Source organism: Rhodoglobus vestalii, assembly GCF_006788895.1.
GTDB lineage: Bacteria > Actinomycetota > Actinomycetes > Actinomycetales > Microbacteriaceae > Rhodoglobus > Rhodoglobus vestalii.
The window spans coordinates 296218-318954 of the sequence record NZ_VFRA01000001.1; the positions used below are offsets into that span (position 1 = coordinate 296218).

The following is a 22737-nucleotide window of genomic DNA, read 5'->3' on the forward strand; positions in this document are numbered from 1 at the left end:
ACCAATGGAACCGAATCTGGTAGTCGCGCTGCTTCTTGCCGTGCTCGTGGGCGTGTCCCTCGGACTGCTCGGCGGGGGCGGGTCGATTCTGACAGTGCCAATCTTGACCTATCTGGTCGGAATGGATCCGCAGCAGGCGATCGCCGCATCCCTCTTCGTTGTTGGCGTCACCAGCGCGGTGAGTGTCTTCACGCACTCCCGCGCCGGTCGCGTTCGGTGGAAGACGGGTCTGATCTTTGGTGCCGCAGGAATGGTCGGCGCGTTCGCTGGTGGAACGGTGGGCGGCTTCATTCCCGGCACCATCTTGATGGTTCTCTTCGCTGCCATGATGATTGCCACCGCGACAGCCATGATCCGTGGTCGCAAGAAAGGTGCGGCAGGGCGCGACTCCGAACCCACAGCACTCCCCGTCGCTCGCATCGTTCTTGACGGTTTTCTGGTGGGTATCGCGGCAGGGCTCGTCGGTGCCGGAGGCGGATTCCTCATTGTTCCCGCGCTCACCCTTCTTGGTGGGCTTCCTGTGGCCGTCGCGGTCGGCACCTCGCTGCTGGTAATCGCGATGCAATCCTCGGCAGGGTTGGCCGCGCACCTGTTCACGGTCGCGCTACCATGGCCAACCATTCTTGCCTTCACCGGGATCGCGGTCGCAGGCTCCTTCGTCGGGGTTGCACTGGCGGGCCGCATTCCCGAAACTGCGTTGCGCCGGGGGTTTGGAATCTTTGTCCTGGCAGTCGGAGCCTTTGTGGTCGTGCAAGAGCTTCCGCAGCTAATACCACTCGTGACGGGGGCCTAACAGTTGTCGCCCCAATCTCCACAACTTAGTTCGCCGCTTATACAGAGGACTCGCTCATGACACACGCGAAACCACCGCACACAGTGGGGACTCTCGTTGAGGGGTACACAATTCCGGTCGTGAATGAGCGCGCTGTTCGAGCTGCTGCGGGCATCCTGTTTATTGGCGGAGCACTCTCCCTCGCGTTCGCTTTCGTTCAAGATTCACAGGTGCCGCTTCAACCATTTGGGATCGTGTTCATGTTCGACATGCTTCTGCGCGTGACGGCTGGTGATCGCTGGTCGCCTACGCTCGCGCTGGGTCGCCTGATTGTCAGTAAGCAGCAACCGTCGTGGGTCGGTGCCCCTCAGAAGGAATTCGCGTGGTGGCTCGGATTTGGGCTTGCCCTCGTTTCCTGCGCCGGAATGGGTGCTCTCGGGGCACCACTGGAAGTCACTCTCGCACTCTGCGGGCTCTGCCTCACCCTGCTGTTCTTAGAGTTCGCTTTCGGGATCTGCGTCGGTTGTGCACTTCAGCGCCTCCTCACTAAAACCCCACCACAGTACTGCCCCGGCGACACCTGCCGGGTTTCCGAATGACCCCACGTCTCACAAGGAGAAAAAATGTTCCGACCCCTGGCAGCTCTCGCAGGCTCCCTCATCATGTTGGCAACGATCGCCGGATGCTCAGCTCCGGTTGAGACCGTCGAGCTCAGCACCGACACCATCATCATTGACGTGCGCACGCCAGAAGAATTCGGGGGAGGCCACCTTGATGGTGCCAACCTGCTTGACCTCAACGGCGGCCAGTTCACCGCAGCACTGCCCACCCTCGACCCCGAAGCTGAGTACGCCGTCTACTGCAAATCAGGCAACCGCTCAGGACAAGCTGTCGCGATGATGGACGACGCTGGCTTTACCAGGGTCATCGATCTTGGTTCACTGGAAAACGCCGCCGAGGTCACCCAAATCGAGATAGTGCGCTAACCGCTCCAGAGCTTTCACTGGTGTGCGCCGCACGGGAACGCTCCGCGCAGGCAATCGTCACGCGCGTCCGTTACGAACCACACTGTGAACACAACACGTCATGCTGGCACTGATTACAGCGCGGCGAACCTCGATGACGCCGCGACATTTGGCTTGTCACGCATCGTGGGACCCACTCTGCTCGGGGAGGTCACTGTGCACGTTTCTTGTCAACGCTCGGAGCGACCGGGGCGACAATGATCCGCGCACTGCATGGGCTGCGGCTGAAGCCGCCGCTGCCTGCGATGAGCAACAGTGGTCGAAAATTCGATGCCCGGTAACTTTGATTCGGGGTGAGCGAGATGTATTCGTGAGCACCGAGGATGACCTCTGGTTCGCCAACACCCTGCCGCATTGCACCCAACAAGAAATTGAGGATGCCGGACACTTTGCCCACGTTGAGTCAACGGGTCTGCTGGCGCCCGCCCGCGGCGCTGTTTGCTGCCGTGGGGGCGATGGTCTCGCGTCAAGGAGCTCTGGGCTCAAGCCATCAACGGCTAGCGCTCTCTGAGACAGTCATGTGTTGGTTGTTGGCAGGCACAGCATCCTGCACCGTGCTGTCTTCGTCGAGTTTCACGTCGGCGAAGACCAACGGCACACCCTGCCCCGTCCACGCGGATGCTCGATCCATGAGTTGGGCGTGCACGTGCGGTTCGCTCGTGTTGCCTGTGTTGCCACATGCGGCGATCTCTTGACCTGCCACCACACCGTCGCCTTCGCGCACGATCGCTGAGCCCTGTTGAAGGTGGGCAACGAGGGCGTAGATACCATCGCTGCGGCGAATTGTGACGTGGTTTCCGATGATGAGCCGCGGGCCACCCAGCTCTCTGATGGCCCCCTCAAACATCATGTAGACGACGGCGAGAACTGTGGATCGTGCACGATGGTCGCGCTGTGAGTCATCAACTTTCACAACGACGCCATCGATCATCGCCCGCACGGGCTCGCCGAAGGCTGGGTACTCGGCGGGCCTGCGCATCGCTGTGCCGGATCCAAATACTGGTCGCTCCCTGTGGTTCGGCTCATAGACGAGGTCAATCGCGTAGGCCTGTCCGTACGCGCGCACACCGTGGCTCGGTACTTTCGTGGCGGGGCTGTTGATTGCTAACCAGCGCCCAACAACGGGCGAGGTGACTTGCACAGCATCACGAGTGGGAAGCAGCTTGACTCCGGGAATGATAAGGGCGAACGCGAACAGCATTCCCGCAATGCCGACCAGCGGGAGCAAGCGGAACACAGCGTTCAGAGGGTCGATGGAAACGAGCAGACTGCCGAGAGTGCCCACAAAAATCAGCACCACCGCTGCCGAGATTATTGCTCCGCGCACGCGGTAGAGGCCTGCGATTGCCCGGCTCATCGTTCCGCTCCCACGAGACACGCGAGCAGGGGAACCACACGGGCTGCGGGAACGTCGTAGCTGCCTCGTCCGCTCTGTTTGAGCCATCCACTGGTCAGTAGCTGACGCAGATGATGGTGAAGTTGACCTGTGGTTCCCAACGATTCACTCTGAGCAAGCTCCGCTGTGGCGTGGGTGCCCGAAAGAATTTGTCGGAGTAGTTCGAGTCTGACGGGATGACCCAGAGCCGCAAACGCTGCGGCACGGTCATCCCACTCCACCTCAAAGAGTCCGGTGGTGCCGCTGGATTGCTGCCACTCAACGGGGGCGCCGGTAGGGAGCGTCACGGCACCGACGAGCATCACTGCACCATCCTGAGTTTCGGGGTGATCGCGCAAACGTGAACGAAGGCCTGCGAGTGCCCAGAATGTTCCGGAGTCTGGTTTAGTTGACTGCTCGATTCGCATCACATCAGGTCGCTGTTCGATTGCAGCGACTCGTGCCTCGAGGTCGCGCAACCGCGCCCTCATTTCCGGACCGGGAGTATTGGAAAAGCTAGTCAATTTCTGCGCCATAGTTCTATGGTACGTGATTACGTTCTAACGTTTTAGCAGACGTGAGTGTTCCAGGTACGGCCTCCATCTGTTGCGCCGCCGCAAACGTGCGAATCAACAGCAATAACCCCAACGCTTCGTCCGTCTGGCGCCAACCAGTGCCCAGCACCCCATCCACGATTGTCAGACGCTGATAGATGGTGTTGACGTGAACACCCAGTTGAGCCGCAGTCGCGCTTGGCCGTTGCCCGGTTTCGAGGAATGCCCCGACGGTCTCCAGTAGCGGAATATTTCTGCGCGCCTCAGTAGCGAGCAAAGCCCCCAAGCGCTCGTCCACAAATTGTTTCAACCGATCCCTGCCGGCGAAGCTGAGGAGGAGGCTGTACGGCGCTAGGTCTGACGGGACTGACATGCCGTTCCGGCCAAGTGCCGCCATGGCGTCAGCGAGTTCCCGCGTCGAGTCAAACGCGGAAGCCAGCTGGTCGGTCGCAACGGGATCGGAAACGGCTGCGAACAGGCCCATGTGCGATATCGAGCAATTCGCAGACATGACGGACTCCATGCTTGCGGGACTCAGAATTCCGACGACGTAGCCGTCATGGTCCACGAGAATTACATCCGAAAACCGCTGGCGGAGCGCACCACTATCGATGGGTTCGCCGGTTCCCCCGGAGAACACAACAATGCGATGCCTGTCCACCTCACCGATACCTGCGCTACGAATTCGGTGGCGCAGTGCTGCAAAGTCCTGCCCCGGCTGAGTCAACAAAGCCAGAACTGCGGCCTCTTTAGATCGCCGGGACGCTTCAAGCGCTGAACGATCGCTCTCGATCGCAAGAGCGACCATCGGCGCAATACGCGAGATCGCTCGTGCGCGGGGGCCAACCGGGTAGTCATCCACGTAAAGGTGGAGGTAGCCGACGATGCGCCCGCTGGCACGTAGCTCGACCTTCGCCCCGGGCTCGCTTCGCGGGATGGCGCCCTCCGTGAATACGACATCGCCGGAAACGAGCCTGCCCAACGCCTCCAGCATTGGTTCCAGCCCGGCACCAGCCGAGACAATTGACGAGAAGGTTTCGTCCCATGCTGCCATTAGGTCTTGTTCTGCTGCCACATCTTGAAGTCGCTCCACCGTGCGATGTACCTGAATTGCAACGGCCGCGTGGGACGCCAACACCGACAGCAGAGATTCTTCGTCCGCACTAAATTGCCTTTCGCTCCGCTTCGCCACAAAGAGCGCCCCAATGACCTCATCGTCAGACCGCAACGGAACCCCCAGGAGGCCGCGGATATGCTCTCCCGCCGCTGCCGCATCCGCGGCTACGGAGCGAGTAATCCTGCGCTCCTGCTGGTAGTCGCGTGTTGAGAAGGGTGCAGCCCCCCGCACGACCTTCGAAAAGACTCCGGCGTTCAATGGGAGTCGCAGGGTCGGAAGCTGTTGAGTGATTGCACCAGCGGTTACAAGGACCGCCAGCTGATCATCCTCGACGAGCCCCAGATACGCCAGGTCTACACCCAGCAGAGTCTTCGCATTCTCCACCACTAGGCGGAGAACCCCCTCGAACGAGCCGCTCGATGACAATCGAACAGAGATGTCGTTCAGCGCCGCCAACTCCGTCATTCGCTGCCGTCGCTGAACTAGCATTGCTCTAATTTCCAGCGCCAAAGCGAGCTCGGATTCTGGGTTAATTGGTGGTTGCGCATCGGACAGCAGGTCGCGGTGGCGTCGGAACTCGGTCTCGGACGCTTCATCCACCAGCAACGACAGCCACGACTTCGGCGGCACGGGCACACACATAATAGATGATACCTCCACTGCTAGATTGCGCGAGTAGATGTTTTATACATTGAGGGAGGGTCTCTGCTGGCCTAGCGTTAGGTCATCCGAACGCAACATAAATCTGAAGAATCTCAATGAGGAGAAGGTCGATGGCTTCCATAAGTACGACAAGTGCTTTCGTCACCACGAACGACGGGAACAAACTTCACTATCGTGAAGCGGGTAACGGGCCAGTCTTGGTTCTCGTTCCGGGGTGGTCTCAGACAGCCGCCCAGTTTCAGAAGCAAATCGATCGGTTCAGTGCCGATCACCGCGTGATCGCTCTCGACAGCCGAGGTCATGGCGAGTCGTCGAAGCCCGCGTACGGCTACCGGATCTCTCGCCTAGCCGCAGATCTCCATGATCTCCTGGTGGGCCTTGACCTTCACGATGTAACTCTGCTGGGCCATTCAATGGGGTGTTCGGTCATCTGGTCGTACTGGGATCTGTATGCCGGGGAGCGCGTCGCGCGCCTAATCCTGGTTGACCAACCAGCTGTGCTCGTCACCTCCCCATTCTGGGAAGAGGGCGTTGGCGCGGACTTAAGTGCTATCTTTGCGCCTGCCCAGACGTATGAGATTGCCGCAGGGCTCTCGGGTTCGACCGGCGCTGAGGTCAGCGCCGGACTCCTCTCCACCATGTGGACCGACAAGATGACCGAAGACGACAAAGCTTGGATCATCGAGCGGAATCTGGAGTTGCCGCGCGCACTCTCGGCTCAACTGCTCATTGATCATGCTTTCGCAGACTGGCGCGACGTGCTTCCTCGCATCACCGTGCCGACGCTCGTAATTGGCGGCACGGTCAGCCTTTTTCCTGCCGCTGGGATCGAGTGGGTTGCGTCACAGATCCCCGGGGCACAACTCCGGATTTTTAGCGGCGATGAATTGGGCAGTCACTTCGCGTTCTGGGAGAACAGCGACCTTTTCAACGATGTTGTCGCAGAGTTCCTCAGCTCTGCCGCGTCCGTTTGATGTCCTCCCTGCGCGCTTAGCCCGTAGTCCTCGATCCTTCAGGTTGAGGACCACGAGCCTGCGCGATCGATCATGCTGCAGGAGATTCTCCAATGAAAAAACCATCGTCTCGCGATCTCGCGCAGAACCTCACCACGCTGCTCGGCCAGTCACGGGTGCTCTCCGATGAGTTAGCGCGGCAGCGGTACAGCCACGATGATGCAGAATGGGCGCCCTACGAGCTTCCCCTAGCGGTAGTACTCGCACGAGATATTGACGATGTCGTAGCGACCGTCCGCTTCGCGGTGAGAGCTGGCGTTCGGGTGGTTCCACGGGGCGCCGGTTCCGGGCTGTCCGGCGGGGCGAACAGCATCGCCAACTGCATCGTTCTGTCGATGGAGATGATGACAAACGTCACTGAGGTCAATGTCGAGGAACGCTACGCCGTCGTGGAGGCGGGTGTAATCAACGATGACCTCCGCAAGTACGTGGCCCAATCGGGGCTCTGGTACCCGCCCGATCCTGCAAGCTCGGCGATCAGCACGATAGGAGGCAACGCCGCGACTAACGCAGGGGGCATATGCTGCGTCAAATATGGCGTGACTCGCGACTACGTGATTGGCATGACGGTGGTTCTGGCCGACGGCTCAATTGCCCGCCTAGGCCGACACACCGCAAAAGGTTCCACTGGCTACGACCTCACAGGGCTCATGGTTGGCTCCGAAGGAACCCTCGGCATCATCGTTGACGTGACCGTCAAGCTGCTTCCCCTCTCTGGGAGGGAGGAGCGTGCGGTTGTCGGATACTTTCCGTCGCTTACCGCGGCGGGCGACGCAGTCGCTGCAGTCACCCGGTCGGGAATTGTGCCATCTGCACTCGAACTCGTTGACGGTGTGTGCCTGCGGGCGGTCGATGATTGGCAAGGCCTAGGCTTACCCCGTGAAGCCAACACGCTCCTCCTCGCTCAGGTCGACGAAGTTGGCGATAGGGGGCGCGAACTAGCTGCAAGCATCGCCTCTCATTTCCGGGAAAGCGGCGGAATGAAAGTTGACGTCGCAGAGAGCAACGCCGAGGTTCATACGCTCTTCTTGGCTCGACGTCTGGCCTATCCCGCGCTTGAGCGCCTCGGCCCGGTGTTGACCGAGGACATCTGCGTTCCGCGATCTGCGGTGCCCGAGATGCTCGCAAGAATCCAGATCGCCGCGGCGGAGAACTCCGTAGTGATCGCGAACATCGCACACGCTGGCGACGGCAACCTTCATCCCCTCATCGTCGCACCGGACGGTGATTACGGGGCGAAGGCACGAGCGAAGCTAGCATTCGACCAGATTGTCGCCGATTGCCTAAGCCTCGGCGGGACTGTCACCGGTGAACACGGCGTTGGCCTACTCAAACTCCCGGGATGCGCGGCTGAGCTAGGACCTATCGTTATCGGAATGCATCGTGCGATAAAGGACAGCCTCGATCCGTTAGGGGTATTGAACCCCGGAAAAGCATTTCCGCTGCTGCCGGAAGGGAAAGCCTAGAGCGCTCGTGAACGATGCCGAAATAGGGTACAGATAAAATTGCATCATTAGGCGCGCGGCGAAACAGCGGCGCCACCGCTTAGGTGGCGTATCCGGCAATCCCGAACCCAACCTCAGTCACGAGAAACCACAAAAACTGATGCTCGTTGGCTAAGACGAGAAAACCCGCCACATCGGCTGCGATATCCTCGAAACAACTCATCATATCGATGGCGCCGCTATCCCCTGGAAGCTGTGACACTGCCCTAAACCACTCCGCAGTTGACGTCAGCAAACGGTGCCAACCCACCGCCGTGATCTCCATCGGCCTTCAAACCAAAAACGAGCGATTAGCCCAGCTATGGCTCATTGATATCACTGGAAAACACCCGCTGGCCACACACATCAATTTCGACATTTCGACGGGGCTTGATTTTTTCAGTGCTGAGGAGCACCTCCGCCGCGCGACATCGGTAAACGGTCAGAAAATCAGCACGCCGTCTAATCCTCTGCGACCGGCTGCGGTGGCAGCTTGCGCACCTTCGCACGGCGGCGACGGCGGGCCGGAATCATGTCGCGCATCTCCTCGAGCTTGCCGAAACACAGCAGACGGTCGTGCGCTTCAAGCACGGTGCGGCGGTTCGGGTTCGGCACAACACTAAAACCACGGTGAAGGGTCAACACAGAAATATCTTTTTCGCCGAGACCCGACTCGCCCAGCTGTTTACCCACAATTTCCGCATCGCTGTTGACAACTATCTCGGCGACGCCATACCCAGCAGACACGCTGAGACGTTGGCGCACATCGACCTCCGGGAAGGCAACCTGATTCGCAATGTAGTCGATGATGGCGCCCGCAACATCCAGTCCCGTCGCTCGCTCAATGCCTTCGAGCCCCGGCGACGAATTGACCTCCATCACGAGAGGACCATCGTTGCCCTCAAGCATGTCAACACCGGCGACCCGAAGTCCCATAATCTGGGCCGCTTTCACGGCCGCACGATGATATTCGGGGGTGAGCTCCACCGCCTCGACATTGCCACCACGGTGCACGTTCGACCGGAATTCATCCCCCACCGCCGAGCGACGCATCGCTGCCACGACCCGGTCACCAACCACGAGAGCGCGGATGTCGCGACCCTTGCTTTCCGAAATAAAGCTCCGAATGAGCACGTTCTGCTTCGTCGAATGCAGCGTCTCAATGATCGCTTTCGCCACTTGGGTGTCTGGCGCGAGAATCACGCCAATACCCTGCGTGCCTTCGAGCAGCTTGATCACCACCGGAGCGCCACCGACGCGCTCGATCGCCATCTCCACATCCGCCCGGTTGTGCACAAAAGTGGTCGCCGGCATAGCGATGTCATGGCGAGAAAGAATCTGGGTGGCACGCAACTTGTCGCGCGAATTAGTAATCCCACTCGAGGTGTTCGGCGTGTAAACATCCATTTGTTCAAACTGGCGAACAACGGCCGTACCGAAGTAGGTGATGGAGTTGCCAATACGAGGCAGGATGGCGTCATAATCCGAGAGCAACTTGCCACGATATTGCAGGTCGGGCTCCTGACCGGTGAGATCAATCGCGAAGCGGAGAGTGTTCAGCACCTTCACCGTGTGCCCGCGCTGTTCGGCAGCCGCACGCAGCCGTTGGGTCGAGTAGGTCTGCGGGGCGCGCGAGAGAATAGCAAGTTTCATCGGAGCTCCTGCCAAGATAGGGGGGTGATAGAACCTAGCCATTCAAACACTATTGTGGGCTGGCGTGAGTGGGTTGCCCTCCCCTGCATTGGTGTTCCGTGGATAAAGGCGAAGATCGATACCGGCGCGCATAGTTCTGCGCTCCACGCCGATGGCATCGAAGAGTTTGTTGGCGATGACGGCCGCGACTGGGTGCGTTTTCAGGTGAAGCCGTGGCAGCAATCTGATGCGGATGCTGCGACCGTCGAATGTGCAGTGCACGACCGTCGGGCGGTGCGCAGTTCGTCCGGTCACAGCGAAGATCGCATTGTGGTGCATATTGAGGTGGAGTTGTGTGGTCGCACGGTCGACGCAGAAACAACCCTTACCAACCGCAATGAGATGGGCTTTCGGATGCTTATCGGTCGCGAAGCGCTCAGCCAAGGGTTTCTCGTCGACGCAGATAAAGCGTTTCTCGGCGGGCGCGCACCCCGCGAAATCCGGCGACGCAACCAGGGGCGCGGTTAGCTCCACGCCTTCACGATCAAAGTTCTCACGCCACCAGTGTGACCGACGCGATCAGAAGAACTTGCGCAGCATTCCACGCACCGCCGTGTTATTGGCTCCAGACATGCTGCGATTTGTCAGACCTTTCTTTGACGTCACGAAGGCATCATGCTCTTGCACGTTCTGCAGGGTGGCCTGGGTTTCTGATTCATGTTTGTGGCGCTTGTCGACGTTGCGGTATCGCAGGTAGATAGCGCCATAAAAGAGGAAACCTGACAGCAGGAAGACGAATCCAAATCCGCCACCATCGCCATCGGAGGAAGACGCAGCAAATATCTGACCAGCAGCGGTGCTCACTTCTGCAATTGTCAGCATCAGATCCCCACCGCCACGAGTACAAGACCGACAACTGTGCCGACGAGTTGCACGATACCGGAGACCAACAACAACTTGCTTTGGTGTAGGGGAACGCTTCCCATTGTTTCTCCGGTTCGCGCATTCACCGCCACATAGTGCAGGAAAGTTTTGCCGTTAGATTTGCGCTGCTGGTAGCTGTACAACCAGACCGGCAGATACGCCGACACCCAGCGTTGACCACGAACATCAACCTCTTCTTCTGACCAACGCACACCCCGGTCATAAAACGTGAGGGTGCTATTCACTCGGTGACGCGCAACATCTTCAGCCTGGGTGTGTGCGATCGGCGAGAGTTGGTCGAGGTTGCTGTCGCGGCGTTCCGAGGTGAAACCCGCAAGGTAGTTGGAGTCGTACCGCACCGAATTTTCTACATCGAACGGCATGATCGTGTTGATGATGTTGTTCGAGTTCTGCGATGTGTTCTGGTCGATACGGTCGCTGGATGACTCCACGGTGAGGTCATTTACATGCATGTCGAATTCCCGCACGACGTCGTAGAGGTCAGCGTCGTAGCGCGTCTGGTCTTTGTCGCCCACCTTCACCGTGTATGACCGGGTCTGGTGTTCACCCTGGCCGCTCAACCGAGCGTGGGCATTGATATCGACCACCATGTACGGCAGGTAGACGCCCATAACGTTTTCGGCGTTGAATTCTGCCCGGAAAGTGGGGTGCGCAAAGAATTTACGTTTGCCCACAAACTTCGCGATTCGTTCAACGGCTGTCGACTTCTCGACACTAAACGGGAGAATCATGTCGGGCACCGCGCCGTTGTCGACCTGCTGATTCATTGACAGGGTGTTGCGGCACCAGTGGCAGCGTGCTTGGGTGCTGTGGTTGGTGTCAATAACCACTTCTGCGCCGCACGCGCTGCACTTGAAAGTGAGCACTTCCTCCGTCGTCGGCACGATATCGCTGGAACCAGAACCAACAACGATTCCGGTGAGCCCGCTGATATCCCCATTGAGGTTGAAGGCTTCCATTGCGTTGTCTGCAGTCCACTCAAAGCGGCAAAATCCGCACCGCAGCATGCCCGTTGCGACATTCAGCGCGATCTCGGTCGCCCCACACCGGGCACACTTCGCTAGGCCATCTTTAGCGTCTGCGTCGGTCAGAACTACCCGGGGCTCATTCTCTTTCGTCACCGGCGGCACAGCATCCGCGCTCACGGGATTTGTAGCATCAGCCTCCACCGGCTGTGGAATATCTGGGTCGATGTTTTCCATGGGTTTACCGATCTACAAGCCGAGGACTTTAGCTTTAGCAGCCTCATAATCAGCTTCGGTGATCAGCCCTTGGTCGAGCATGGTCTTGTACTGTTGCAGTTTCGCCATCGGGTCGTCCGCCGCCGGTGCCGCCGCTGCGGGCGCGGCAGGCTGGGGTGCAGCGGTGTTCGGCTGCTGGAATCCTGCGGCGGCACCTCCGGCAGCATTCATGCCCATTCCGAGGAAGGCCATGCCGGCACCGCCACCACCGCTGCTTTCGTTGGAGCCTGCCGCTTCGAAGCCGCGAGCTGCTGCCTGCTGCATGAAGGAGTTGCCGCGGGCACCGCCGAGAGCATCCGCCTTCTTGACGTCGCTGAGAAGAGCACGGGTGTCTTCGTCGTATTCGATGGACTGGAGTGCAACTTTTTCGATGGTGAGACCGCGGTCAGTCGTCCACTGGTAGCCGTCGTCGACGGCTGCGCTCAGCGACTGCGCAAACCCAATGGCGTCACCCTGGATGCGGGCGATGCGGTTTCCTTTGCTTGGGTCATTTGTGTAGTAGGAGAATGCTGCGGCCAGGGATCCGACCACTTCGTTGAAAAGTTGACTCGCAGCATCGTTTTCGAGGTCAGAAAAGTCAAAAACTTTTGCGTCATAGCTGAGGTAGGTAAGAGGCACAAAGTTTTTCACCAGAAGGATGGGGTCCACAATTTTGAGCGAGTAGCTGCCGCGGGTGATCGCACCCACCTGGGCACCGAGGTAGGCGTCATCCCAGTAGATCTCCGACTGGGTGCCGAACTTGTTGTTCGGGATCTCTTTGAGGTTTACGTAGAAGGCAAGCTGTTGGGAGGCGGGCTGGCCACCAAATTTGAAACGCTCCCACGAGGTTTTCACGAGAGGGCTGATGATTCCGTCTCCGGCAAAAATTGATTGTGCGTTCTGGTCTTCCGACGTGAAAATGAAGCCGCCCGGTTCCGCGATGAATCCGGTGAGTTGGCCATCCTGAAATGTCACCAGACCGTAGCCTTCGGGAACGACGATGCGGCTGCCGTTGGTGATGATGTTCTCGGAGCCTTTGACGTTAGCGCCACGCCCGGCGTTTTGCCCTTGCGCTACGGCGGGAAATATTGCCGCGGTGGGGGCGAGATTTGCTGGTGGGGTGAGAAAGTCTTTCCACTGGTCTGCGAGAGTGCCACCGATCGCCCCTGCGAAAGCTTTAATGAATCCCATCGGTATACCCCGTCACGTCGTAGTTCGGGCCGACCGTTGAGTGTCAGGGTTTTGGAGGCAGCTGAACACAGCGCTCTCGATTTTTCTGAGCAGATCCGCGGGCGGCAATCTCCCAGCATCGTAGCGGTTGTGAGGGGTCGCTGTCGCGGTCTCACAGAAATATGAGTGGTTCAGAGTTTCGACAAGTTTCCACTTGTGCCCCGGTTGCTCCCGCTCAACTTTAGCTCGACTGAGATTCGTGACCAAGCGAGCTCTGGCTGATGGGGCTGAATCTGCCGTCAGCTATTCCTCCTGATTGCGCTCTCAGACGCTCTGGATATGGTGACGCCATGAGCATCGACATTCCTTCGTCAAAAGATCTATCCGAGCTGTCTCAGCGCCGTAACGCGGGCAGCATTTCCCTCTATGTGGCATCCGGAACCGCCGGCGACCGCCCTCCCATCGGCCGCGACACGGAAGCCGCACGGCTTGCGCTTCGTTCTGCAGCCTCCAACGCCCTCGCCGAGCTCGACACCATCGGCATCGAGAAAGCGCAGCGCGACGCGATCAGCGAATCATTGGAATCTCTCGAACGCGACCGCAATTTGTGGAGCACCCCTGCCCGCACAATCGCCGTGTTCGCGTCTCCAGAATTCACCCGCGCTTTTCGACTACGCAATGAACTACCGTCACACAGCGCTGTGGGCGACCGGTTTGATGTGGGACCGCTCCTGCGAGCGACCACTTTTGGCCACAGCGGGTACGTTCTCGCGATCACCGAAGGGGATGTGCGCCTTCTCTTTCTAGGATCGGATGCGTCCAGCGAACAGATCGCGCTTCCCACTCTCCCTGACGATGTGGCGATGACCCTCGAAACGACCGAGACGGATGGCAGGTTTGACCGTCGCCGAGCAGACGGTGCCCTCGGACCTAAGATCGAGCAGCGCCGCTACTGCTCAGTCGTTCAGGACGCGGTTCTCGATGTCATGGGTGACTCGGGACTGCCCCTGATTTTGTCGGCGGCGTCTGACCTAGAGCCTGCCTACCGGGAGGCAAACAGTTACCGCGATCTGCTCGAGCACGGCATTGACGCGAACCCCAGCTCGCTCTCTTTGGAGGAGTTGGAGAAGCGCGGGCGTTCGGTATTGGAGAATCACTCGGAGGGTGAACTTGCCGCATGGCGAGAAAACTTCGGTACGATGCGTGCCAACGGGCTCGCTAGTTCTCAGCTGAGCGATGTCGCCCGCGCCGCAACGTCGGGACTCGTCGACACGCTGCTGTTCGATCTTGCCTCGACGGAAGAGGGAAGTATCGATGAAGGCGGCTCGGTCACGCTTGCTCGTGAGCCTGGACCCACCACGTATGGACTCATTGATGAGATCGCGGTGCGTGTTCTTCGCACCGGGGGTGCGGTGAAGGCTGTGCGCCGCGACGACCTTCCTGATGATAGGCCAGTGGCAGCCACCTTCCGCGGAAAGTTCTAGCCTCCCGCGCTGGAAACAATCTGGCTGAAGACGAGACTCAACACTCCGACGACGATCTGAATCGCCGCCACCGTGATGGGGAGTGCGAGCGCCCGCTTCGATTTGGTGCGCATGGCGAGCATTACTAGTGAGACCAGAAACGCGATAATTACGACCGCGAGAACCGCGAGTGAGGTGACCAAGATTTCGCTGAGATAGGCCAGCGGAACGTTGAGCTGTTCGAGACCAGCGGGATTCGCGGAGTCCATTATTGCTTCGGCTAGTTCGCTCGCCAGGATGGGTGCGGGGATGATGAGCGAACCGAGCACTGTAGAAACGGCGTGAAGTCGCCCATGGGGAGCGCTGTGAATTGAGTCAGCCTGCTGTGAGTCGGTCATTTCCCGATTGTCGCACAGGGCCCACATCGACGGACGCGTTAACTCGCAAGTGACCCGGTTATCTCTGTGGTCATTTCCTTGAGCTCGGCGACCAACGGATGCCGCGGCTCGTGCAACCTCACAAACCTTTCGGGTTGGCGGCGCGACCCTCAGTGCTGAGCAGCACGACGACCGCGTCACCGGGAATGCCGAGGGCGGCCCTCCGATCTGGGTCGTTGAGTACGGCACGGGCACCGGCGAGTGTCGCACCTCCACACGGCCCCGAGTCGACACCGTAGGCCCTCAGGTCGCGCGCAGCGCTCAACGCTTGAGAGTCGGCGACGGTGACGGATGCGTCGAGTCCGGCCTGCAGGATCGGCCACGCGAGTTCTGAGACGGTGCCACAGTTCAGGCCCGTCATGACGGTATCGGCGGTTTTTACTGGTGTGATTCGGCCGGCATGCAGCGAGGTCGTTACGGAGGAGGCAGTGTCCGGTTCAACGGAAAGCACCGAGGGCGTGTGTTCTGTGGAGCGGTAGTGAGCGATGACTGCTTGAGCGAACGATCCGACCCCGGAGGGGGCAACAACAAGGTCGAGGCGCTCGATGCCGGCGGTGCGTAGTTGTTCGTCGATTTCAGCAAACATTGTGTCGTAGCCATCGACAACCCACTGGGGAATGTCCTCGTACCCTCTCCATGAGGTGTCCTGGATCAGCACCGCGTCACCGCCGGTAGCGTTTTTGGCGTGCTCAACAACATCGTCGTAAGGCACCGAGAGTTCGATCAGCGTTGCCCCTTCGGCACGAATCGCATCCATCGCCGCCTGCGACACTTCGGCGGGCACATAGATCGTGGCCGGCAGCCCTAAAAGTTTTGCGACGTGGGCTACGGCGCGGCCGTGATTGCCGTCGGTTGCTGCCGCGAGCGATAACGACGAGTCAGCACCGAGACGATCGCGCAGTTCATCGAGGGTCAAAGCAGCACCCGGTGCACCGAGTCGCGCAGATAGTGCACGAGAGATTGCGTAAGATGCGCCCAGAATCTTGAACGCGGGCAGGCCAAGTCGCTGCGACTCGTCTTTGACAAAAACCATAGCAACGTCCAGCGCGGCTGCCGCTTCCGGCACAGAAGTCAGCGGGGTTGGGGCGTAGCCGGGCAGAGAATGATGGAATTCACGAGTAGCGGCGCCGAGGGGTGCGGTGCGCCAGGCGCGGGCAGACGGATTCGCGTACCAGGCTGCTGGGGCATCCGGTGTTGTGGAGGTCATTGTTGTTCCCCGTTTCGGCGCCCGTGCAGTTCTTTCGGCTGAGAGAACCCGCGCGCGATTCTCATCGTCTCGCATGCGGGTCGGTGGTTCAACCTCCGGGCCACGAACTTACCAACCGGAGGTGCCCGGCCCACCCTTAAACGGGCCCACGATTTGGGCGGTGATCCAACCGCCGTAAAAATCGCCGGCCTGGGAGGTCACTAGTTCACCATCGACTTCGCAGGAGTCCATCTGCCCCGGATAGAGCGCGACACGGGTGCCCAACTCTTCGAAACCGCGCGAGGGCTCCGGGTAAGTCCACGCGGCACGCGCCGCAACGACTCCCCCGGCAATGACGTCAAAGTAGTGCGCCTGACCTTTGAATTCGCAGAAGCTGGTGCCCGACACCGGCACGAGCACACCGGCGGGGAATGCTGCGATTGGTAGGTAGTAGACGGGCGGATGACTCGTCTCCAGCACGCGCACCGAATCCGTGGTGTCGGCGATCACTTGGCCACCGAGGCGTACGACGACACGCTCGGGGCGCGGGTCTACTCGCGGTGGCCGCGGATAATCCCACACCGACTCTTGCCCTGCCCCGGGCTTAATCGGCGTGGGGCGACGGAGGGATCGGGGAGAACCGGGTGCAGGAGTCATACCCCCATACTGCTACTCGTCGCTGGATGACCGCCGCGAGCGTCGATGGGCGAGGTCCGGGGCTGCCGGTCAGTCGCGCTCCGCCGGCTCTTCGGCCCGGGAGTTCAGCGCCGCAAGAATACGGGTGACGTCGATGGCGATGGCCGTTGCCGCCCCGATGGAGGTTGCCGGCGCGGAATCCCGATTTTCGTCGAGTTCATTCATGAGGGAGGCAACGGCATCCGCAGCGGCAGAATATGCTGCTCGCTGTGTCGCTTCGGAATCCCAATCACGCAGCAGCGTCGATACTGCGTTGAGCGCCAAACTCAGGGACGGGCGCAACTCCGACCTCAGTTCGACTCTGATCGGGGTGCCCCACACTGCACCGGCGAGAACCTCGGTGAGATCACGCACATGGAAGGTGACCCTTTCGAGGGCAGCTAGGTCCTCGAAGTCAGCACCCACATCTCGGCGGTGGCGACGAGCACGCGGATTGGCTTTGCTGCTGTCCTCGGCGAGTATCACCGCGGCGCGCACTTCGCCAGACACGCTGATGAGCGCATCTTTGCGGGATGCCCAGCCGTCGCGTTCCGGAGGCCAACTCTCGGCCAAAGCCTGAGCGACCTCAGAGAGGTGATCTGCGAGCACGACGCGATAGTTTGTCAGCTGCCGGTCTACCGCATCATTGCTGAGCGCGGGAAATATCAATAGGTTGACCAGCAGGCCAACGGCAATTCCGAGACTGACCTGCACGAGATATCCGAGTGAATAATTGTCGGCATCTGGCCCGCCAATGATGAGCACGAACAGCACGGTCACCGGAATGTATTCGCGGTTCGCACCGAACCAGCCGGTGGCGGCAATCAGTGCGCCAACGCCGACCGCAAGCGACATAGTGAACACGTTTGGCTGACTCAAGACAATGACTGCCCCGGCGAGCACAATGGCCACGACAAGGCTGCCGATGGTTTGGAGGGCATTCTTCATCGAACCCATGAGCGTGGGGTACATGCTCACGATGGCTCCGAGCGGCGCGTAATACGGATAGTTGTCGGCGACCCCGGGCAGGTGTGGTGCGATCGTCCACGCAAGCCCGACGGCGATGGCGGCTTTCGCTGCCTGCAAAATGCGCGCCCTGGTGATCTCCGACTTCATTCGCCCGGCAGTTCTCTTCACCGGCGCCAGCACGAGGCCCGTTCGTCTCGTCGCTTTCACGCGCGCGCTCGAACCTCTCCGCCGCCAAGCGAAGGCTCGGGGTGGGCGATGCGCACACGGTCGGGGCGAAAGCCGTGTTCGATTCCCCACAGCACGGCGTTGGTTCTGCTGTTGGCGCCGATGCTTCGATAGCAGGTGCGAATGTACGTCTTGATTGAATTGATCGACAGATGGGTGCGCTCGGCAATTTCTGCATTGGAGAGCCCCTGCGTGATCAGCGCCAGAATTTCCGCTTCGCGTTCAGTGAGTCCTTCCTCCCGGCCCGGCCAGTCGCCGACGACAACGGTTGGCGTGCCGTTGCCTCCGAGGTGGATGCGCTCACCGCCGGTATAGATTTCTTCTAGTGCGGCGACAAGCCGCGACGCCGACAGCCCTTTTGAAATGTACCCGCCCGCTCCATTGGCAAGGGCGGCATCCACATGAGCCTGATCAAGATTCCAGGAGTAGACCACCGCCAGATCGACCAGGGGATTCACCACAAGTTCTCGCACCGCCACGCGCTCCTCTTGAGTGGCAGCAAAGGTGTCGTAGAGGGCAATATCTACCGACTCGCCCACCTGCTTATTGAGATCGAGTTCGACGACGCGGACACGATTTTGGTAGGAACGCAACATTCCCATGACCCCACGAGCGACAACCTCGTAGTCGTTGACCAAAGCAACCCTGAGTGTATTCATGCCTCCACAATATGGCGTCTGAGCAATTCTTGGTAAAAATTCACCCCTAGGGGTGAGCCAGCCGACCTAGCGCTCAGAATACTCTCAGTTGGTGGGTACGGCGATTGAGCCGGCCCACATCCAGATTGGCAACATCCGACACCCTCCCTAGACGTGAAGGAGCTCTCTAATTAGCGCATCAGACAAGCACGAAGCCGAAGGCAAGGCAGATCAGGCCAAGGCGAGCATGAAGAAGGCCGGCGAAAACGTCAAAGACTAGTCCTCACCTCACGAAAATCTGTTCCCCCCAATAACTCTTCTCGAAAGGTAATTTCTCCTATGAACACACTATTAATCGTCATCGCCGTCATCGCGGTTGTTCTGCTGATCACCGGCGGACTCGTGCAGTCCCTCAACTTCCTGCTCTGGGTCGGCGTTGTGCTGGCCATCCTTGCGGTCATCGCATTCTTGGTTCGCAAGCTCACCGGCGGACGCGCCTAAGCGCCCCAGCGCTCGACGCGTAACGGGCTAGCAGAAGCAATTCGCTAGCGCCTAACCGCGCCGTGCCAAACGAAGCGAAAGATGCTGCGGCCACATGGTCGCTCATCCTTTGCTTCTTTCATAACCACACACATTCACACCTAAGAGAAGAGCCCTGATGACTGTCGACCAGAACGATAGCAACCCCTCCGTTGAGGATCGCGACCCGATGGTGCCGCTACCAGCCCTGAGCATCACGGAACCTGAGACTCCCCGTGCGGCTCTTCCACTGCCAGCCAGCGCGCACGCGGCCCCTGGCTCCGGCGATAACCCCATTGCTGATTGGCTCGACAGCCTGGCCGCTGAGCCCGGCGAACCCGCGAACCGATCATCCGTGGCACCAAAACCTCGCGAGCTTTAGGCTCCCCTACGTGCGACATACACCGTGTTGGATGACACCCCACCGGTGAGCGCATTGTCAAAGTCGACGGTGTGCGCAACCACACCCTCGAACACCTCGTCTAGCCGAATCATGAATTCGTCGTCGCTCGGGTCATCCGACCAGAGCGCAAACACACCGCCCTCGGCAAGATGGGCACGCACCCGCCGCAAACCTGACACGGTATAGAGGTCGGCATGGCTGGGGTCGAGTTGGTGCCGCGGCGAGTGGTCAACATCCAGAAGGATCGCCTCAAACTGCCGGGTAGGCTCGGCCCGCATCACAGCAAAAAAGTCGGCGTGCGTGAGAGTGGTGCGGGTGTCGCCGGTCAGCTCGGCCGACACCGGCAGCAGCCCACGCTGGTGCCAATCAATCACGGTGGGTAACGCGTCGATGACCTCGAGTGAGGCGACGCGCGTGTCAGCGAGGGCGGCCACTGCGGTGTAGCCGAGCCCGAGTCCACCGACGACAACGCGCAGATTGTCACCGCTGTGCGCGGCTAGCCCAAGGTCGGAGAGCGCGATCTCTGCCACAGTGAACAGGCTCGACATCAGAAACTCGTCGCCCAGTTTCACCTCATACACATCAACGCCGAGGGCCGGTTCGAGTCGGCGCCTCAGGGTGAGCTCCCCCATCGATGTCTCGTGCCAATCGAGCTCTTCAAAGCGGGAGATAGCCATGGGTCGAGCCTAGAGGCATTCGATATGCCCACGGCCCTGAATCTGGTGACGGGGCTATACGGGGACTGAAATAGCTATTATGCTTCGACGCAATCTGATTCATTCTGAAACATTTATGTCAAGGAGATCATCGTGCGCCATCGCCATCTGCCGCCCCTCGTGGGCCTGGTATCCCTCGTCCTCATCGCTTCGAGCATCCCCGCTTCAGCATCCCCGTTCGCGGCAACATGGAAACACAAAATTCGACCCACAGCCATCCTTGTGGGCGGGAATCTAGCCGAAAACGCCGACATCCTTTCCGCCATCGTGGCGAAGGCTGACCCCGACGGCGCTGGACCAGCTAAGGCCCGGATCGCCATAGTGACAGCAGCATCACGGGGCGCAGCCACCCCAGAGGAAGCAGCTGACGACGAACTAAACAATGCGGCCGCGAATGGTCTCTACTATTCGCAATTGTTCCAGCGTTTCGGTGCCGAGACCTATGCGGTGCCGATCGACGGAGCCGTCGACTATGACGGGGATGCGTACACCCCGGCTCGGGCAAGTGATCCCGCAGTCGCAGCAGAAGTTCTTGCGAGCACGGGCATCTTCTTCGGTGGTGGCGACCAGATGCGCTACGTTCGCACTCTGCAGCTCTGCGAGGACGCCGAACAGGAGGCGTTCACGACCTGCATCGACACGCCTGTTCTCAGCGCGCTCCGCACGGTAGCCGATCGAGGCGTGGTTTCGGGTGTCAGTGCGGGGCTGACGATCCAGCAGGGGGCAGACATGATTACCGGCGGTGAATCCTATGAGGCCTGGCGAGACGGTGCAACGGCAGGGTACCTTGACGATGCATCAGAGCTCGGCTACCTTCCTGCGGGAGGTTTCGGCTTCCTCGACTCCGTGCTGCTGGACAGCCACTTCGCGACGTGGGGTCGACAGGGACGCGCGGTGAAGCTCGCTCTTGAGACCGGGCACAGACTCGTATTGGGGGTTGATGAGACGACCGCGGTCGTCGTGGACCGTCACACTCAGCATGCGAAAGTGATCGGTGTGAACGGCGCATCTCTTCTCGACCTTCGGTTCGCGCGCTCGAATGCAGACGGCGTCGAAGGAGTGCGGTGGAGCTACCTGACGGCGGGAGATACCCTCAATCTGCGCGCCGGCCTCACCCGTCGCGCGCCTGGCTCGACGCCCGTCTCGCCTGTCGCGAGCGCTGTGGCATCCGTTGAGGATATCTGGGACTCCCCCGAGGGTGCCGGCACTGAGTACACCCACCGTGATCTCGGTCGCGCAGTCGCAAGTTCGACAAGCCGGGAAGCCAGCGGCACCAGCGAGGAGACGGAACCACAATTCACGACGTCTCTTCGCCGCGATCGGTTTACTCAAGCCTGGACGACCCCATCGGGCGTGATCTCGTTCTCGAACGTGAAGCTCGCAATCCGCTCGGCCGAGTAGTTCAGTCGTGAGCAACGGTCGCACCCGTTCGCGTGCGACCGTTGCTGTTACAGTTTGACGAAACACTAGCTATTCAGAAACGTTTGTTACATACTGTTCGAGACGAGTCGCTCAACGAAGAGCGGCCAAAGGAAGGGCATCCCATGGCATTACATTCCCAGCACACACACCGCGCTCTCGTTGCCGCGGCCATCCTTGCAACCAGTGCACTCTTCACTGCAGGGTGCAGTCCTGCATCCGATTCCGGAGAATCAGCAGATGCGACAGATACGGCCGTTGAGGTCGCCGGTGTCGCGATCACGGTGGACAATGCTGCACGGGCGGCCCTGCCGCAGAAATACAGTGACGCCGGTTCCGTGAAGGTGGCCACCGATGTGCCCTACGCACCGTTCGAGATGTTCGAGAGCGAAGGATCCGACGTCATCACCGGGGTGGACTACGACCTCGGCCAAGCAATTGGCGCCAAGCTCGGCATCGACTTCGACTTCGAGCAGCAGAAGTTCGACGGCATTATTCCGGCATTGCAAGCAGGAAAAGTTCAGGTCGCGATCTCCGCCATGACCTCGAGCGTCGACCGGATGGACGTACTCACGTTTGTTGACTACTCCGCCTCCGGAACCGGAATTCTCGTAGAGAAAGGGAACCCCGCTGGCATTGAAACCTATCTAGACCTCTGCGGACAAAAGCTCGCTGTTCAGTCCGGTGCTAGTCAGATTGATCTGGTCGCCGTGTGGCAAGACGAATGCTCCTCCGCAGGAAAGGGTGCGATCGCGCTCTCGGAGTACCCCAAGGACTCTGATGCCCAACTGGCGATTACCAGCGGAAAAGTCATCGCGAGCGTGCTGACCAAGCCATCAGCCGGTTTCGTCGCCAAGACCGCCAACGACGGCAACACGTTCGAGGTCATCGATGACCCGGCAGCACCGACCGGCTACGACTCCACCCTCAACGGAATCGGTGTACTGAACGCCGACGCAGCCCTCGCCGACGCCATCCAACTTGCGTTGCAGTCCCTGATGGATGACGGCACCTACATGACCATCCTGGAGGCTTACGGGGTTGAAGGCATCGCGATCGAGGCGGCAACCATCAACGCCGCCAAGTCCTAGGAATTCAATCCACTCTCATTGGAAGT

25 protein-coding genes are annotated in these 22737 nt (G+C 59.9%); 11 read left to right on the forward strand and 14 right to left on the reverse strand.

All coding sequences use genetic code 11. The features are described from left to right. The first annotated feature begins 4 nt into the window (after positions 1 to 4). From FB472_RS01450 to FB472_RS01460, 3 genes are read left to right on the forward strand one after another with little or no spacing between them, the layout of a single operon-like run. A complete protein-coding gene (locus FB472_RS01450) occupies positions 5 to 793 on the forward strand; it encodes a sulfite exporter TauE/SafE family protein (protein WP_141989346.1) in 789 nt (262 codons plus the stop codon). Between the two features lie 56 nt (positions 794 to 849). After that, a complete protein-coding gene (locus tag FB472_RS01455; protein WP_141989347.1) occupies positions 850 to 1371 on the forward strand; it encodes a DUF4395 domain-containing protein in 522 nt (173 codons plus the stop codon). Positions 1372 to 1395: 24 nt separating this feature from the next. Then, on the forward strand, positions 1396 to 1758 hold the full coding sequence (locus FB472_RS01460) for a rhodanese-like domain-containing protein (RefSeq protein ID WP_141989348.1): 363 nt from the start codon (positions 1396 to 1398) through the stop codon (positions 1756 to 1758). 190 nt (positions 1759 to 1948) lie between these two features. Here FB472_RS01460 and FB472_RS01465 read toward each other — a convergent pair whose 3' ends face one another. The 4 genes from FB472_RS01465 to FB472_RS01480 all read right to left on the reverse strand — a co-directional run bounded on the left by FB472_RS01465 (position 1949) and on the right by FB472_RS01480 (position 5503). Further along, positions 1949 to 2185 (reverse strand): hypothetical protein, encoded by a 237-nt coding sequence (locus tag FB472_RS01465; RefSeq protein ID WP_170192004.1) that lies wholly within the window; start codon positions 2183 to 2185, stop codon positions 1949 to 1951. A 102-nt stretch (positions 2186 to 2287) separates the two neighbouring features. Further along, the gene (locus FB472_RS01470) at positions 2288 to 3154 is read right to left on the reverse strand and encodes a M23 family metallopeptidase (RefSeq protein WP_141989350.1); all 867 of its coding nucleotides are present in this window, start codon (positions 3152 to 3154) and stop codon (positions 2288 to 2290) included. Next, entirely contained in the window at positions 3151 to 3696 is a 546-nt protein-coding gene (locus FB472_RS01475) for an ArsR/SmtB family transcription factor (protein ID WP_246078009.1), read from the reverse strand. Before FB472_RS01475 ends, FB472_RS01470 begins: the two co-directional genes overlap by 4 nt. Positions 3697 to 3712: 16 nt before the next feature. Then, on the reverse strand, positions 3713 to 5503 hold the full coding sequence (locus tag FB472_RS01480; protein WP_141989352.1) for a helix-turn-helix domain-containing protein: 1791 nt from the start codon (positions 5501 to 5503) through the stop codon (positions 3713 to 3715). Positions 5504 to 5616: 113 nt separating this feature from the next. Here FB472_RS01480 and FB472_RS01485 point away from each other — a divergent pair, with 113 nt between their 5' ends. After that, positions 5617 to 6480 (forward strand): alpha/beta fold hydrolase, encoded by an 864-nt coding sequence (locus FB472_RS01485; RefSeq protein ID WP_170192005.1) that lies wholly within the window; start codon positions 5617 to 5619, stop codon positions 6478 to 6480. Between the two features lie 92 nt (positions 6481 to 6572). After that, positions 6573 to 7985: an FAD-binding oxidoreductase gene (locus FB472_RS01490; protein ID WP_141989354.1), complete on the forward strand. Its 1413-nt coding sequence runs from the start codon at positions 6573 to 6575 to the stop codon at positions 7983 to 7985. Positions 7986 to 8465: 480 nt separating this feature from the next. Here the strand turns inward: FB472_RS01490 and rimK are convergent, their stop codons facing one another. Next, positions 8466 to 9656, reverse strand: coding sequence for a 30S ribosomal protein S6--L-glutamate ligase (rimK, locus tag FB472_RS01495; protein ID WP_141989355.1), 1191 nt, complete (start codon positions 9654 to 9656; stop codon positions 8466 to 8468). Between the two features lie 24 nt (positions 9657 to 9680). On the opposite strand from rimK, the gene FB472_RS01500 reads away from it, so the two are divergent. After that, complete coding sequence (locus FB472_RS01500) at positions 9681 to 10163, forward strand: ATP-dependent zinc protease family protein (RefSeq protein WP_141989356.1); 483 nt, start codon at positions 9681 to 9683, stop codon at positions 10161 to 10163. A 51-nt stretch (positions 10164 to 10214) separates the two neighbouring features. Here FB472_RS01500 and FB472_RS01505 read toward each other — a convergent pair whose 3' ends face one another. From FB472_RS01505 to FB472_RS01515, 3 genes are read right to left on the reverse strand one after another with little or no spacing between them, the layout of a single operon-like run. Next, a complete protein-coding gene (locus tag FB472_RS01505; protein WP_141989357.1) occupies positions 10215 to 10499 on the reverse strand; it encodes a growth/differentiation factor in 285 nt (94 codons plus the stop codon). Between the two features lie 17 nt (positions 10500 to 10516). Beyond that, positions 10517 to 11782: a TFIIB-type zinc ribbon-containing protein gene (locus FB472_RS01510; RefSeq protein WP_246078011.1), complete on the reverse strand. Its 1266-nt coding sequence runs from the start codon at positions 11780 to 11782 to the stop codon at positions 10517 to 10519. A gap of 12 nt (positions 11783 to 11794) precedes the next feature. After that, the gene (locus FB472_RS01515) at positions 11795 to 12991 is read right to left on the reverse strand and encodes an SHOCT domain-containing protein (RefSeq protein ID WP_141989358.1); all 1197 of its coding nucleotides are present in this window, start codon (positions 12989 to 12991) and stop codon (positions 11795 to 11797) included. A 329-nt stretch (positions 12992 to 13320) separates the two neighbouring features. Here FB472_RS01515 and FB472_RS01520 point away from each other — a divergent pair, with 329 nt between their 5' ends. Then, positions 13321 to 14454: a baeRF11 domain-containing protein gene (locus tag FB472_RS01520; protein ID WP_141989359.1), complete on the forward strand. Its 1134-nt coding sequence runs from the start codon at positions 13321 to 13323 to the stop codon at positions 14452 to 14454. On the opposite strand, the gene FB472_RS01525 is transcribed toward FB472_RS01520, so the two are convergent. The 5 genes from FB472_RS01525 to FB472_RS01545 form a co-directional block, all read right to left on the reverse strand. Continuing rightward, positions 14451 to 14831 carry a hypothetical protein gene (locus tag FB472_RS01525; protein ID WP_141989360.1) on the reverse strand — a complete coding sequence of 127 codons (381 nt, stop codon included), beginning with the start codon at positions 14829 to 14831 and terminating at the stop codon, positions 14451 to 14453. The two genes, FB472_RS01520 and FB472_RS01525, sit on opposite strands and share 4 nt — an antisense overlap. Positions 14832 to 14949: 118 nt before the next feature. Next, positions 14950 to 16077, reverse strand: a complete 1128-nt coding sequence (locus FB472_RS01530; RefSeq protein ID WP_141989361.1) for a diaminopropionate ammonia-lyase — start codon at positions 16075 to 16077, stop codon at positions 14950 to 14952. Positions 16078 to 16185: 108 nt separating this feature from the next. Next, positions 16186 to 16713: a DUF427 domain-containing protein gene (locus tag FB472_RS01535; RefSeq protein ID WP_141989362.1), complete on the reverse strand. Its 528-nt coding sequence runs from the start codon at positions 16711 to 16713 to the stop codon at positions 16186 to 16188. A gap of 69 nt (positions 16714 to 16782) precedes the next feature. Beyond that, positions 16783 to 17907, reverse strand: coding sequence for an FUSC family protein (locus FB472_RS01540; protein WP_246078012.1), 1125 nt, complete (start codon positions 17905 to 17907; stop codon positions 16783 to 16785). Next, entirely contained in the window at positions 17904 to 18584 is a 681-nt protein-coding gene (locus FB472_RS01545; RefSeq protein WP_141989363.1) for a response regulator transcription factor, read from the reverse strand. Before FB472_RS01545 ends, FB472_RS01540 begins: the two co-directional genes overlap by 4 nt. 318 nt (positions 18585 to 18902) lie before the next feature. Here FB472_RS01545 and FB472_RS01555 point away from each other — a divergent pair, with 318 nt between their 5' ends. Together FB472_RS01555 and FB472_RS01560 are read left to right on the forward strand one after the other, a co-directional pair. Next, a complete protein-coding gene (locus FB472_RS01555) occupies positions 18903 to 19064 on the forward strand; it encodes a DUF2207 domain-containing protein (protein WP_141989364.1) in 162 nt (53 codons plus the stop codon). A gap of 157 nt (positions 19065 to 19221) precedes the next feature. Continuing rightward, positions 19222 to 19464, forward strand: a complete 243-nt coding sequence (locus tag FB472_RS01560; protein ID WP_141989365.1) for a hypothetical protein — start codon at positions 19222 to 19224, stop codon at positions 19462 to 19464. Here the strand turns inward: FB472_RS01560 and FB472_RS01565 are convergent. Beyond that, positions 19461 to 20162 (reverse strand): polyamine aminopropyltransferase, encoded by a 702-nt coding sequence (locus FB472_RS01565; RefSeq protein WP_141989366.1) that lies wholly within the window; start codon positions 20160 to 20162, stop codon positions 19461 to 19463. The genes FB472_RS01560 and FB472_RS01565 overlap by 4 nt on opposite strands. A gap of 132 nt (positions 20163 to 20294) precedes the next feature. Between FB472_RS01565 and FB472_RS01570 the strand changes: the two genes are divergently transcribed. After that, positions 20295 to 21602, forward strand: a complete 1308-nt coding sequence (locus FB472_RS01570; protein WP_141989367.1) for a cyanophycinase — start codon at positions 20295 to 20297, stop codon at positions 21600 to 21602. Between the two features lie 143 nt (positions 21603 to 21745). After that, complete coding sequence (locus tag FB472_RS01575) at positions 21746 to 22711, forward strand: transporter substrate-binding domain-containing protein (RefSeq protein WP_141989368.1); 966 nt, start codon at positions 21746 to 21748, stop codon at positions 22709 to 22711. The last annotated feature ends 26 nt before the right edge of the window (positions 22712 to 22737 follow it).